Below are 13,285 nucleotides of genomic sequence, written 5' to 3'. Positions count from 1 at the left end.
AATCCCACCGAACGCACACACTACATTCGACCACGAAGCTGATGGAGAACGACATGTCCAACGAGAACAGGGATACACCGCATCCGGTCGCCGAGGGCGCCGCGCTCAGCCGCCGTCTCTTCCTCGGTGCCGCGGGCGCTCTGGCCGCGGTTCCGATCCTCGAAGCCGGATCCACGCTGGCACAGGAGGGTGGCACTTCTGCCGCCGCGTCCGGGGGACTCGGCCGTCGCAGGCTCGGCTCGCTGGAGGTTTCCAGCATCGGCATCGGCGTCCAGAACATGAGCCGCACGTATCAGACGACGATCCCGAACCGACAGGAAATGATCAGGATCATCCGCGCTGCTTTCGAAAACGGCGTGACGTTTTTCGACGCGGCAGAAGCATATGGGCCGCACGAGGTCGAGCGAATCCTTGGGGAAGGCGTGAAGCCCATTAGGGACAAAGTCGCCATCACCTCCAAGTTCGGCTGGAACATCGATCTCGAGACGGGAAAGCGGCTGCCCGGCCTCAACAGCCGCCCGGAACACATAAAGCTCGCCGTCGAAGGAATGTTGAAGCGGCTTCAGACGGACCGAATCGACGTCCTGTACCAGCACCGCGTCGATCCTCAGGTTCCGATCGAGGATGTTGCAGGCGCGGTAGATGACCTGATGAAGCAGGGGAAGGTGCTGCACTGGGGGCTTTCGGAGATGGGGCTGAACACGCTCCGCCGGGCTCATGCCGCGCTTCCCGTTGCCGCCGTGCAGAACGAGTATTCGATGCTGTGGCGCGGTCCCGAGGAGGCGGTCATCCCTCTGTGCGAAGAACTGGGGATCGGCTTCGTTCCCTGGAGCCCGCTCGGCGTCGGCTTCCTGACGGGCGCGATCGACGAACGTACGCGGTTCGCGGAAGGCGACATCCGCGGAGTGGAGAGCCGCTTCTCGCCCGAGAACCTGCCAGGGAACCTCGCGCTCGTCACGTTGTTGAGAGGATGGGCCCAGCGCAAGCAGGCAGCGCCGGGCCAGATCGCTGTGGCGTGGCTGATGGCGCAGAAGCCGTGGATCGTGCCCATTCCTGGATCAACGCAGATGCCGCACATGCTTGAGAACATCGGCGCAGCGTCCGTTCATTTCGAACCGGACGAGATCAAGGAATTGAACGAGGCGGTCGCCGCCATCGAGATTAGCGGCGCGAGGCTCCCAGATCAGGTGCTTGTCTACTCTGGCGTGGAAGCGCCGCAGCGAACCTGACCACTACGGGTCGCGCAATATCAAGAAGGAAAAGACAATGCAAAAGCGCAAGCTTGGAAATGCCGGACTTGAAGTCTCGGCCCTCGGGTTGGGATGCATGGGCATGACGGGAGTGTACGGCGAGGGCGGCGACAAGGCCGAGATGATCAATCTTATCCGCGCCGCCCATGACCGGGGTGTCACCATGTTCGACACGGCGGAAGCCTACGGGCCGTTTGCAAACGAAGAGCTTCTCGGCGAGGCGCTTCAGCCCATCCGCGACCAGGTGGTGATCGCCACGAAGTTCGGCTTCGACATCGACCTCGAAACCGGACAGCGCCGCTCGGGCGGAACGAACAGTCGGCCGGAGCACATCAGGGACGTCGCCGATGCTGCGTTGAGGCGGTTGAGGACCGATCGCATCGACCTCTTCTATCAGCATCGCGTTGACCAAAACGTGCCGATCGAGGATGTTGCAGGCACCATCAAGGAGTTGATGGCCGAGGGCAAGGTGAAGCACTACGGCCTTTCGGAGGCGGGCGTCCAGACGATCCGACGCGCCCACGCGGTCGAGCCGATCACGGCGCTGCAAAGCGAGTATTCGCTATTCTGGCGCGGCCCTGAGAAGGAGTTGCTTCCGGTTCTCGAAGAACTCGGCATCGGCTTTGTTCCTTTCACGCCTCTCGGCGCGGGCTTCCTCACGGGGAAGATCGACGAGAACACCAAGTTCGAGGAAGGAGACTTCCGGAATGCGGTGCCGCGCTTCTCTCCCGAGGCTAGAAAGGCCAACCTTGCGCTGGTGGATGTGATCAAGACGGTTGCGGCACGCAAGCAGGTCACCGCGGCGCAGGTGGCGCTTGCATGGCTTCTGGCGCAGAAGCCATGGATCGTGCCGATCCCCGGCACCACCAAGCTGCACCGCCTCGAAGAGAATATAGGCGGCGCAGATCTGATGCTGAAACCTGAGGATCTGTCGGAGATCGATCAGGAGGCATCGAAGATAGACGTGCAGGGCGAGCGCCTCCCGGAGGCCGTCCTCAAAATGACCGGCCACTGAACATTAGGACGAGCCGCCCGATCAGCAGGCGGCACGACGCAACAATGTCTGCATTCGAATCCAAATCCGCCGGACGACCCTCAAGAGCGAAGCCCGGCCCCCTCCGGACTGCAAGCCTCGCCCTGTCGCTTACGATTGCCCCAATGTCGGCAGCCACAGAGGAGGCGGGCAAATTGTCAGTCCAGCCGGGTCAAGCTGACAAGCTCGCGGATAGTTCGTCTGCGCGCCATCTCGCGACCGGCGAGCGAATAAGCAATCTACTCTCACATCCCGCCTTCAAAGGATTCGCACCGCTCATTCTCCCGTGGGATGGTCGGAGCTACGATCCGGAGATGCGTCTCGACCAGATCGCTTCGCTGCTGCCCTACCACAGCGAGGTCAAGCCTGACGTTGTGGCGGCCGGATTGAATCGCATGATCGAGGACGTCGCGGCCGGACATCAGGTGTTCTTCGACATCTACTCCGAGGAGGAGAAGCGTAGCGACCCTAGCAAGGCGAGCGCTGGGCTGTTCTTCTTTCGAGGCCCACCCGACGCACCTTTCGCGATGATCGCTCCCGGAGGCGGGTTTGCCTATGTCGGTTCGGTTCACGAGGGCTTTCCCTACGCGAACGAGATCAACGCCTGCGGATACAACGCCTTCGTCGTCCGATACCGGGCCGGCGCTGGCGGCGGGGTAGCCACCGAAGACATGGCCGCGGCACTCTCCTTCGTGTTCCGCAACGCCCGAAAGCTTGGCATATCCACGGAAGGCTACTCGCTCTGGGGCAGTTCGGCGGGTGCAAGAATGGCCGCATCTATCGGGTCACGCGGGGTGGCCGCGTTTGGCGGCGACAGGGTGGACGGACCGACTGCGGTCGTCATGGCGTACACAGCCCACTCGGACCGTGCCCCCGTGGAACCGCCCACCTTCGCAGTCGTCGGAGAAGACGATGGCATCGCGTCGCCCGCGACCATGCGACGTCGGATCGACGCCCTGCGCAGGGCGGGGACACCCGTGGAATATCTCGAGTACCCGCGCGTCGGCCATGGCTTCGGTACCGGTGCGGGCACGTCGGCGCAGGGCTGGATAGCGGCCGCGTGCGAATTCTGGAAGAAATCGATGCCCAGACCGGACGGAAAGGTTACTCCATGAGCAGGCTCCTGGTGCTGGTGATCGACCGGGCTTGGTAATCGTGGCCATCCCAGTTTGCAATTACCCCGTCAGCCATTCCATCTCACCCGTCATGGTTGACTGCTGTTTTGTTCCTTGGGCCATTTTCCGGGCGCCGAAGTGCCCGGAACGTTGTTTCGCTAGTCCGCCAAAAAAGTCAGTTTAGTGACATCAGGATGGCGCAATGACAAACTCAGTGGCGCCCTACACACACAAGTAAGAAGAGTAATCAAGAGCAGCCGCTTGTGCTTCCGCACGTGTCGCACTTCTCGCAGGTTCCATTCCGCACCATCGTGAAGTTCTGGCACTCGGAGCACATGTTGCCGGTGTAACCCTGCATGATCGAGCGGGCGCGGCGTTCGGCCTCGACCTTCTTGGCTTCCGTCTTGGCCGATGCGGCGTCGGCGGCAGCCTTGTCGGAGAAGAGGGCGGTTGCCTGCTGCTGGGTTTCGGTGGCGACCTCTTCGATCACTTCCTCGGCGATCTCTTCGGCCAATTCCCGAGCGCGCTCCTCGTAGTCGCGCTTGAAGGCGACGATTTCGGAGGTGGAGATGGCAACGGTCGGCTCGATCTTGCGGGCGGCTGCACCCGCAAAGGACGTGACCGTGGCACCGGAGGAGGCACGCGCAGGAGCTGCGGTGGCGGAGCCCTTCGGCTCGCCAGAGGTCTGACGCTCGTTGCCGGAGACGAGCGTCGGCTTGTAGCCGCGGGTCCAGCCCGTCGAAACGAGATTTGTCTTACCTTCCTGGATGCCCTTGCCGAGCGCCGTGTTCGAGAAGTCGGATGTGTCGACATGCGCCAGATCGTGACGGCCGAGGTAGGAAACGGCGAGTTCGCGGAACACGTAGTCGAGGATCGACGTGGCGTTCTTGATCGCATCGTTGCCGATGACCACGCCTGCCGGTTCGAATTTGGTGAAGGTGAATGCCTCCACATATTCTTCGAGCGGCACGCCGTACTGCAGGCCAAGCGAGATGGCGATGGCGAAGTTGTTCATCATTGCGCGGAAGGCGGCACCTTCCTTGTGCATGTCGATGAATATCTCGCCGATGCGGCCGTCGCCGAATTCGCCGGTGCGCAGATACACCTTGTGTCCGCCGACGGCAGCTTTCTGGGTATAGCCCTGGCGGCGGTTCGGCAGCTTTTCACGCTCGCGGGTAACGCGCTCGACCACACGCTCGATGATCTTCTCGGTGATGGTGACGGCCTGGGCTGCGACCGGCTGCTGCAGCAGATCCTCCATCGCATCTTCGTCGTTCTCATCTTCGATGAGCGAAGCGTTCAGCGGCTGCGACAGCTTGGACCCGTCGCGATAGAGCGCGTTTGCCTTGAGGCCGAGCTTCCAGGAGAGCATGTAGGCGCTCTTGCAATCGTCGACCGTCGCGTCGTTCGGCATGTTGATCGTCTTGGAGATCGCACCCGAGATGAAAGGCTGCGCGGCAGCCATCATGCGGATGTGGCTGTCGACCGAGAGATAACGCTTGCCGATCTTGCCGCACGGATTGGCGCAATCGAACACCGCGAGGTGCTCATTCTTGAGGAACGGTGCGCCTTCGAGCGTCATCGCACCGCAAACGTGAATGTTTGCAGCCTCGATGTCCTTCTTCGAGAAGCCGAGGTGGTCGAGGAGGTTGAAGCTCACGTCGGCGAGCTGCTCGTCCGAAACCTTGAGGATGGCCTTCAGGAAATCTGTGCCGAGCGTCCACTGGTTGAAGACGAACTTGATGTCGAAGGCCGACTTCAGCGCGGCGTTGACGGCATCGACCTTCTCGTCGGTGAAGCCCTTGGCCTTCAGCGTCGAGGGGTTGATGGCTGGCGCCTGATTCAGGTTGCCGTGGCCGACAGCGTAAGCTTCGATCTCGGCGATCTGGCTCTCCGAGTAACCGAGAGTGCGCAGCGCTTCCGGAACGGCGCGGTTGATGATCTTGAAGTAGCCGCCGCCGGCGAGCTTCTTGAACTTCACGAGCGCGAAGTCGGGCTCGATGCCGGTCGTGTCGCAATCCATGACAAGGCCGATCGTGCCGGTCGGCGCGATGACAGTTGCCTGGGCGTTGCGGTAACCGTGCTTTTCGCCGAGTTCAAGCGCCTTGTCCCAGGCGCTCTTGGCATGCGCTGCGAGATCCTGGTCCGGGTTTTCCGAATGGATGAGCGCAACTGGGTTGATCGACAAGCCCTCATAGCCTGATGCCTCGCCGTAGGCGGCGCGGCGATGGTTGCGGATGACGCGCAGCATGTTCTCGCGGTTCGGCTTGAACATCGGGAACGGGCCCAGCTCGGAGGCTATTTCCGCCGAGGTGGCATAGGAAATGCCGGTCATGATCGCCGTCAGCGAGCCTGCAATGGCGCGGGCTTCGTCGCTGTCATAGGGGATGCCCGAGGACATCAGCAGGCCGCCGATGTTGGCGTAGCCGAGGCCGATCGTGCGGTACTCGTAGGAGAGTTCGGCAATGCGGCGCGACGGGAACTGCGCCATCATCACGGAGATTTCGAGCACGACGCTCCAGAGACGCACGGCATGCTCGTAGTCTGATATGTTGATGCGCTTGGTGGCCGCATCCTTGAACTGCATGAGGTTCAGCGAGGCAAGGTTGCATGCCGTATCGTCCAGGAACATGTATTCCGAGCACGGGTTGGATGCGCGGATCGGGCCGGCAGCCGGGCTGGTGTGCCAGTCGTTCATCGTCGTGTTGAAGTGCAGTCCCGGGTCAGCCGATGCCCAGGCGGCGTAAGAGATCGATTCCCAGAGATCGCGGGCCTTCAGCGTCTTCATGACCTTGCCGTCCTTGCGGGCGGTCAGGTTCCAGTCGCCATCGTTTTCGACTGTGCGCAGGAAATCGTCCTTGATCGAAACCGAGTTGTTGGAGTTCTGGCCGGATACGGTGAGGTAGGCTTCCGAATCCCAGTCGGTGTCGTAGGTCTTGAACTCGAGGTCCTTGTAGCCCTGGCGAGCGAACTGGATGACACGGCCGATGTAATTCTCAGGAACCTGGTCCTTCTTGGCAGCGCGTATTTCGCGCTTCAGGGCAGGGTTCTTGTTCGGCTCGAAGCAATCGCCGTCATCGCCGCCGTCGCAGTTGACGCAGGCCTTCATGATCGCCTTGAGATGCTTGGCGACGACCTTGGAACCGGTGACGAGGGCAGCAACCTTCTGCTCTTCCTTCACCTTCCAGTTGATGTATTCCTCGATATCCGGATGGTCGATATCGACCACGACCATCTTGGCCGCACGGCGCGTCGTGCCGCCCGACTTGATGGCGCCCGCTGCACGGTCGCCGATCTTCAGGAAGCTCATCAGGCCGGAGGAACGACCGCCGCCGGAAAGTTTTTCGCCTTCGCCGCGCAGATAGGAGAAGTTGGAGCCGGTACCGGAGCCGTACTTGAACAGACGGGCTTCGCGAACCCAAAGGTCCATGATGCCGCCTTCATTGACGAGATCGTCTTCAACGGACTGAATGAAGCAGGCATGTGGCTGCGGGTGCTCGTAAGCAGACTTCGACTTCGTCAGCTTGCCGGTGAACGGATCGACATAGAAGTGGCCCTGGCCGGGGCCGTCGATGCCGTAGGCCCAATGCATGCCGGTGTTGAACCACTGCGGCGAGTTCGGGGCGACGCGCTGCGTGGCGAGCATGTAGGCAAGCTCATCCCGGAAAGCAGAGGCATCTTCCTCGGACGAGAAATAACCGCCCTTCCAGCCCCAGTAGGTCCAGGTACCGGCAAGGCGGTCGAAGACCTGGCGGGCGTCTGTTTCGGAACCGTATTGCTGATCCTTCGGAATATCCTTCAGAGCCGCTTCATCGGCAACCGAACGCCACAGGAAGGAAGGAACGTCGTTTTCCTCGACCTTCTTGAGCTTGGCGGGAACGCCAGCCTTGCGGAAATACTTCTGCGCCAGGATGTCGGCAGCCACTTGGGAGAACTGCGCCGGAACATCGATATTCTCGAGGCGGAAAACGATCGAACCGTCCGGGTTCTTGATCTCGCTCGTCGCCTTGCGGAATTCGATATCCGCGTAAGCGCTCTGTCCTGCCTTCGTGAAACGGCGTTCTATGCGCATTTGCCTAACCTCTAGCTTGCGCGCCCCGTCCCCGTTTGACCAAGGCGCAAGTTTCCACCTCCGGCGGCGCCGTGAGGAGCGCAGCCAGTTCTCGTTTCCGTATCGTCACAGGAGTGTCATCGGAGATGTCTTTCCTGTATCTTGTGGTGATGGTGGCTGCAAACACTAAATATAGTATTAACAGCTTATTATCGCCAGCCCCCGATGTCACTTTTTGGAAGATAAAAATCGCGCACAAAGCCCCCTCATGGCGGTCGACCTTCATGGACGCAACACCCTGATTCTACGCTCGATTTTTGAAGAGAACCGGCCTCGTTAATTCCGGTCCAACTGCCGCAGCAACATCGCAACCCATTAAGTTGGAAACGCGCGATTCCGTCAAGGGGTTGTTTTTAACGAACCGTTCACCACAAGATGTTGTGGATCGGGCTGTGGAGAACGGGGAAAAGAAAGTCGTATAAGGAATTCAATAGGTTGCAGCCGCTTATCCCCAGAGAGCGAAAAAAATCTAAGAAAAGTTGCGACCGTGTTGATTTGGTTGCAGCTTTTGGAGCGCAAATGGGTATCGCGATTCGTTGAGGCCAATTTCGATCACAATGCGTCGATCGCGATGGTCACCGTTGCGATACCTATCGGCTTTCCGTTTTCATCCTTGATGACAAAACTTGCCTGTGTTTCCAGTAATTGTGTCTGCTCATCGCGCTCGGCACGGTCGATGAATATCTCGTCGGATTGTGTCGCGAATGTTTTCAGGAACTTGTCTTCATCGCCTTGCCAATAGTCGGTGGTCATCGTGCCCTGGCCGACATTGAGCCCGTGACGATCGGTTACGAAAAATTCGATGATGGCGCCCTGCGAATCATCCTGCTTGGATTTGAGGTATCGCGACACCGGCTTGGCGAGCAGATGTCTGACCATCTGCCAGCCGCCGGCCTGGATTTCGGAGCGGTACGTATTGTCCAGCACCTGGATGTCCATGTCGCTGACATTGCCGAACTTGGTGTTCTGCTCCTCGATCGCCTTGCGCACGATTGCGGCATTCACCATCGGCTTGACGACTGTCTCGACGTACTCCCGTACGACGGACACATAGGCCGGTTCCGCCGAAGCGGCCAAAGACGAGAGACAGAGGCTCAGCCCGAAAGCAGCCACCGTCCCGACGTAGCCCCAACGCATCATATTCGTCCCAACGTCGCGCCCTGCGACCATGCCTCTAACGCCAGTCCGCAACGCAACGCCGTTGCCGCGTTGGACTGTTGCTTAGAAGAATAAGGTCTGCGTGGGCAGCGCGATAGCGGAATCCGAGGTGTTAGTTAAACAAAGATTGGTGCAATTTGAGATTGCCACCGGTCCATCGGGTTGCGCGGCGAGGCGCTCTCAGCCGCGGCCAGCCTTGGAGATCGGTTCCTGATAGGTGAACCCCATATCCCAGGGGAAATAGATCCAGGTGTCCTGACTGACTTCCGTGACAAACGTATCGATCGTCGGCACGCCCTGCGGCTTCGCATAGACACACGCGAAGTGTGCCCTGGGCAGGATGGTGCGAACTTCCGAAGCTGTCTTGCCGGTATCGGTCAGGTCGTCGATGACTAGGACGGATTCGCCTTCGTCAGCGGTCAGTTCCGGCGCGATGCCCTTGAGGAGTACCATTTCCCCCTGGTTCACATAGTCGTGGTAGGAGGCGACGCAAACCGTTTCGATCAGCCGGATGTTGAGTTCGCGCGAGATGATTGCCGCCGGCACGAGACCGCCGCGCGTAATGCAGACGATCGCCTTGAAATCGCGCTTGAGGCCGGCGAGACGCCAGGCGAGTGCGCGTGCGTCGCGGTGGAACTGATCCCAGGAAACGGGAAAGGCTTTATCGGGAAGGGACATGGTTTGCTCCGCGGCATGAATGATGAGACGCCGTTTGCCGGCGGCCGGACAGGCATTCCGCGATCGGCCAAACGCAAATCGCGCAGCCGAGACTGCGCGATAGGAGGACCGAAGCCGGAGCTCGTCATCGGTCGCCGCAATTAACGGATTCCGGGGGCAAAACGCAAGCCCCTCGTGATTCTTACCGCGACAGCAGGGTCAATGCCGTCATCGACTGCAGCAGGCTCTTTGTGGTGCCACCGAAGATCATCTGCCAGAGGCGGGAATGGGTGTAAGCGCCCATGACCAGCAGGTCGATGCTGCTGTCGGAGAGACGGTTTTCGATCACGGCTGACGCCGACTTGTCTGCGCTTTGCGCCGTTGCCAGGGTCACCTTTACACCGTGACGCGCCAGATTGGCTGCAATCTCCGCGCCGGCCACAGCCGCAGATTGGAGCGCATTGTCGACGGGATCGACCGAGAAAACCTCGACTTCGTCGGCGGCCTGCAGGATTGGCAAGGCATCAAACGCGGCGCGCGCCGCCTCCTTCGAGCCGTTCCAGGCAATGAGGACGCGCTTGATCGGCTTCGGCTGGCGCAGCACAAAGGGGATCATCAAGACCGGACGACCACTTTCGAAGAGGAAGTTGTCGACGTCCACGTGACTGTCCGATGGCTTTGATGGATCCGCCTGCGAGGCGATCAGCAAGTCAGCGCTACGCGCGCTTTCGATCAGCGGCGCCGTGCCATAACCGGTGGAGGAAGCGAAACTGCGCCATTCAAAGGAGACGCCTTCCACCTCGGCCTTCCTGCGGAAGATGCGCTCGATTTCGACAGTCTCGGAATGCGCCATGTCCTGCAGCGCCTGGACGGCGACCGGATCCGGTATCTCCATCGGCGCGACAAGGGGCACAACAGCGACGGTTTCCGCATGAAGGCCGATAACATGGGCATTGGTCTGTGCGGCAATGGCGAAAGCAAAATCGGCCACGGCGGTGGCGTTGTGGACGGTATCGAGAATGGCAAGTATGGTTTTATAAGACATAATCACTTCTCCTTGCGCGGATGACATCAGCTTGCCTGGAACGAGAATGCGTCGGGAAGGACCTCGGTTCCTTGATGCAGATCAATGAGCAGACGGCATCGCCTCGTGCTACGCCTCCGCCGAACGGTTTTCGGCAATCTCCCTTGTCTGGCGGATGGTCTCGATCATGGCGCGAACGTCAACTCCTGCGGCGTCGACCACGTCCTGGGAACGGCCCCGCACGACGATTTCGGTGGAGAACGCCTGCCCGATGTAGCGGGGATAGGAGCCGATGCTCGTCTCGGAATGGGCTTTCTGGATGGCGGCAAGCGGCGTGCCGATGTCGCCTTCGCCATAGGGGCAGGAGATACCGAGCGAGAGCATGCGCCTGCCGGTGCGCAATGTCGGGACAACCGCGTCGACCATGGCCTGGAAGACCTGCGGGACACCCGCCATGACGTGAACATTGCCGATGACGAAACCCGGCGCGGTCGAGACGGGGTTGGGAATATGGCGTGCACCGCTTGGCATCCGAGCCATCCTCTTTCTGGCGTCGGTGAATTCGAGACCGCGGCGCGCATACATCTCGCCGAGCAGGGTCATTGCGTCAGAATCGTATTCGCAAGGCAGCCCGAACGCCGCAGACACGGCATCGGCGGTAATGTCGTCATGGGTCGGCCCGATGCCTCCCGACGTGAAGATGTAATCGTATTTTGCGCGCAGTGCATTCAGGGCCTCGACGATCGCATCCTCCTCATCGCCGACGATGCGGACCTCTTTGAGATCGATGCCGCAAAGCGTCAGAATATCGGCCAAGTGGCCGATATTCTTGTCTTTGGTGCGGCCGGATAAGAGTTCGTCGCCAATGGCAAGCATGGCGCTGGTGACAATTGTCTCATTGGTCATTGGAAATTTCCGAACATTTGGGTCCCAACATAGGTAGCGCCCTTCGCCGGTCTTGCAAACCGTATCGCTGCCGCTAGCCCACGCAAATGGTTCAAGTATTTTTTTCGTCTATGGCCATTGAACAGTGCGTTCTGCCGCGCGGGGCTATGTTCGTTGCGGCGCGCTGCTAAGTTTCCAACCGCTTACGAATTCAAACGCAAATTCCTTGATGGAGATAAATAAATGGCGAAGGTACTCGTGCTCTACTATTCGGCCTACGGCCACATCGAAACCATGGCATATGCCGTCGCCGAAGGCGCAAAGTCGACTGGCGCCGAGGTTGTTGTCAAGCGCGTTCCGGAACTGGTTCCCGAAGAGGTTGCCAAGGCGTCCTACTACAAGATGGACCAGGCTGCGCCGATTGCCACTGTCGATGAACTTCGAGTTGGAGGCAGCCAAGTACCAGGGCGCTCACGTCGCCAAGATCGCTGCCAAGCTGGGCTGATCGGCTCCCTTCACCGGCAGGGGCGGCCATTGGGTCGCGCCTGCTTACATCGCGCAGAGAAAGTCGCCGACTGTGCGTCAGCCGTAGAGGTCGTGCAGCTTCACTGCGTAGAAAAGGAGCGGTATTCCGAGAACCGCAATCGCGATCATTAATGCCGTTCCCGTCCTGAACAACTTGAGACGTCGCGTTCTCGTGCCATCCCAATCGTAAACCATCGCCTTACTCCCACAAGACAAGCTTACAACTATGCGCAGCCCCAACCGCGGTCCTTCTGGCGCGCGCATACAAGCACATTCGCAAGCGATGATAAAGGGTCGTGCCGGCTGCCGTGGATGCTGGTGTAGTCTGCCCTGATGGTGCGAGCGACGGGTCGAACCCGTACAGCCCAAGGGCGAGGGATTTTAAGTCTACCGAGGGGAGTTGGTGCGGACGACGGGGCTCGAACCCGTAAGTCATTGAAGACGAGAGATTTTAAGTCTCTTGTGTATACCAGTTCCACCACGTCCGCTTTCCTACATTCGGTGGTGAAACAGTCGGTTTCCTACTTGGTCTCCGACACGCTTCCCTACACGCCTCCTACTCAGTGGCGTTTGTAGGAGAGCCGTTGATTAGCATCAGTTTTGGCGCTGCGCCACCCTTCAGAGCCCTCAAATTATCCATGAGGTGATCCGGGGCGAGGTGGGCGTAACCAAGCGTCGTTTGGTAGGATCGATGGCCCATCCACTTCATGACGCGCATGAGGTCGATGCCCTTGATGACCTGGCACGAGGCGCATGTGTGACGAGCCGTGTAGACCCGTGTCTTTAAGTGCGCGGAGGTGCGACCGGATGCTGCGCCCCCCAACCTTGCGGACCTTAATCAGGTGACGGACGAAGTCGTGTATCTTGTCTCAGAGAACGCGACCGCCACCCCGGCTGTTAGGAGATAAAAAACGTCAAGCCAGTTGACGCCCTGGAGGTTGGATTGCCAGAGCCCGCGCATTGCCTCGCTCGCGTCTTTTGTCGTGCGCGTCATCGGGCGTTAGGTGCTTTGGTCGCTTCAAGGTTTACAGGTGCAGCCGGTCCGACTGGTCTTGAGAGACCATCAACCGGATTGTGAACGCCATAACCGAAGTAAAGAGCGCTAAAGGCCAAGAGGATAACCACGGCATAGGCCATAACCCCTTGCGTCCGGTCACTATTGAAAAGGCCCTTCATTCAACAACCCCACTGATTTGCTCCCATTACAGGGATAAGCATTGGGGAATGACGATGGAAGCCCTACACGTCCTTCTATGGTGCCTTGTAACGGAGAATAGAAGGCGTGTGCCCTCTGGGTCACATTATGGACCTCAAGTAACTAATCAGTCGCCGGGTCATTTTGTGAACATTATGTCAGTTAGAGGGCTCCAATAGGTGCCCCTTCATCTGTCCCTATGGTGCGCGTTTAGTTTTCTCTAGCGTCGGACCTATCGTACGCATACGCGGAAGGCCGCCTTGAGAGATGTCCGGAAACATAGCTGACTGCGGGTATGGACATCTATACTGACAGTCAGCGTGATAACCGTC

The 13,285-nt window shown here is 59.6% G+C and carries 9 protein-coding genes, 1 tRNA gene and 1 pseudogene; 4 read left to right on the top strand and 7 right to left on the bottom strand.

The window, feature by feature from the left end:
- Nucleotides 1-53: 53 nt before the first annotated feature.
- The 3 genes from BSG20_RS29185 to BSG20_RS29175 all read left to right on the top strand — a co-directional run bounded on the left by BSG20_RS29185 (nucleotide 54) and on the right by BSG20_RS29175 (nucleotide 3,398).
- Nucleotides 54-1,229, top strand: coding sequence for an aldo/keto reductase (locus BSG20_RS29185; protein WP_072381045.1), 1,176 nt, complete (start codon nucleotides 54-56; stop codon nucleotides 1,227-1,229).
- Nucleotides 1,230-1,266: 37 nt separating this feature from the next.
- The gene (locus tag BSG20_RS29180) at nucleotides 1,267-2,265 is read left to right on the top strand and encodes an aldo/keto reductase (protein WP_072381047.1); all 999 of its coding nucleotides are present in this window, start codon (nucleotides 1,267-1,269) and stop codon (nucleotides 2,263-2,265) included.
- A 143-nt stretch (nucleotides 2,266-2,408) separates the two neighbouring features.
- Nucleotides 2,409-3,398: an alpha/beta hydrolase gene (locus BSG20_RS29175; RefSeq protein ID WP_072381049.1), complete on the top strand. Its 990-nt coding sequence runs from the start codon at nucleotides 2,409-2,411 to the stop codon at nucleotides 3,396-3,398.
- Between the two features lie 247 nt (nucleotides 3,399-3,645).
- Here BSG20_RS29175 and BSG20_RS29170 read toward each other — a convergent pair whose 3' ends face one another.
- The 5 genes from BSG20_RS29170 to BSG20_RS29145 all read right to left on the bottom strand — a co-directional run bounded on the left by BSG20_RS29170 (nucleotide 3,646) and on the right by BSG20_RS29145 (nucleotide 11,254).
- Nucleotides 3,646-7,470 (bottom strand): vitamin B12-dependent ribonucleotide reductase, encoded by a 3,825-nt coding sequence (locus BSG20_RS29170; RefSeq protein ID WP_083540024.1) that lies wholly within the window; start codon nucleotides 7,468-7,470, stop codon nucleotides 3,646-3,648.
- 591 nt (nucleotides 7,471-8,061) lie between these two features.
- Nucleotides 8,062-8,649 carry a hypothetical protein gene (locus tag BSG20_RS29160; RefSeq protein WP_072381066.1) on the bottom strand — a complete coding sequence of 196 codons (588 nt, stop codon included), beginning with the start codon at nucleotides 8,647-8,649 and terminating at the stop codon, nucleotides 8,062-8,064.
- Between the two features lie 198 nt (nucleotides 8,650-8,847).
- On the bottom strand, nucleotides 8,848-9,345 hold the full coding sequence (gene gpt / locus BSG20_RS29155; RefSeq protein WP_072381055.1) for a xanthine phosphoribosyltransferase: 498 nt from the start codon (nucleotides 9,343-9,345) through the stop codon (nucleotides 8,848-8,850).
- 181 nt (nucleotides 9,346-9,526) lie between these two features.
- Nucleotides 9,527-10,369, bottom strand: a complete 843-nt coding sequence (locus tag BSG20_RS29150; RefSeq protein WP_072381057.1) for a universal stress protein — start codon at nucleotides 10,367-10,369, stop codon at nucleotides 9,527-9,529.
- 108 nt (nucleotides 10,370-10,477) lie between these two features.
- Nucleotides 10,478-11,254 (bottom strand): competence/damage-inducible protein A, encoded by a 777-nt coding sequence (locus BSG20_RS29145; RefSeq protein WP_072381059.1) that lies wholly within the window; start codon nucleotides 11,252-11,254, stop codon nucleotides 10,478-10,480.
- 222 nt (nucleotides 11,255-11,476) lie between these two features.
- Between BSG20_RS29145 and BSG20_RS29140 the strand changes: the two are divergent.
- Nucleotides 11,477-11,660, top strand: a pseudogene (locus BSG20_RS29140) (flavodoxin domain-containing protein); the annotation flags it as partial.
- A gap of 499 nt (nucleotides 11,661-12,159) precedes the next feature.
- On the opposite strand, the gene BSG20_RS29135 reads toward BSG20_RS29140, so the two are convergent.
- Nucleotides 12,160-12,246 (bottom strand) — tRNA-Leu (locus BSG20_RS29135).
- A gap of 68 nt (nucleotides 12,247-12,314) precedes the next feature.
- Complete coding sequence (locus BSG20_RS29130; RefSeq protein ID WP_072381061.1) at nucleotides 12,315-12,581, bottom strand: tyrosine-type recombinase/integrase; 267 nt, start codon at nucleotides 12,579-12,581, stop codon at nucleotides 12,315-12,317.
- Nucleotides 12,582-13,285: the final 704 nt, after the last annotated feature.

Origin of the sequence: Rhizobium tibeticum (genome assembly GCF_900110205.1) — a bacterium.
GTDB classification, from domain to species: domain Bacteria; phylum Pseudomonadota; class Alphaproteobacteria; order Rhizobiales; family Rhizobiaceae; genus Rhizobium; species Rhizobium tibeticum.
The sequence above is the reverse complement of the archived record's forward strand: the minus strand, read 5'-3'. Positions and strand labels throughout refer to the sequence as shown.

Excerpts from the sequence above, each read along its gene's own strand:
- BSG20_RS29185 (WP_072381045.1), top strand. The coding sequence starts at position 54 with ATGTCCAACGAGAACAGGGATACACCGCATCCGGTCGCCGAGGGCGCC.
- BSG20_RS29180 (WP_072381047.1), top strand. The coding sequence starts at position 1,267 with ATGCAAAAGCGCAAGCTTGGAAATGCCGGACTTGAAGTCTCGGCCCTC.
- BSG20_RS29175 (WP_072381049.1), top strand. The coding sequence starts at position 2,409 with ATGTCGGCAGCCACAGAGGAGGCGGGCAAATTGTCAGTCCAGCCGGGT.
- BSG20_RS29170 (WP_083540024.1), bottom strand. The coding sequence starts at position 7,470 with ATGCGCATAGAACGCCGTTTCACGAAGGCAGGACAGAGCGCTTACGCG.
- BSG20_RS29160 (WP_072381066.1), bottom strand. The coding sequence starts at position 8,649 with ATGATGCGTTGGGGCTACGTCGGGACGGTGGCTGCTTTCGGGCTGAGC.
- gpt (WP_072381055.1), bottom strand. The coding sequence starts at position 9,345 with ATGTCCCTTCCCGATAAAGCCTTTCCCGTTTCCTGGGATCAGTTCCAC.
- BSG20_RS29150 (WP_072381057.1), bottom strand. The coding sequence starts at position 10,369 with ATGTCTTATAAAACCATACTTGCCATTCTCGATACCGTCCACAACGCC.
- BSG20_RS29145 (WP_072381059.1), bottom strand. The coding sequence starts at position 11,254 with ATGACCAATGAGACAATTGTCACCAGCGCCATGCTTGCCATTGGCGAC.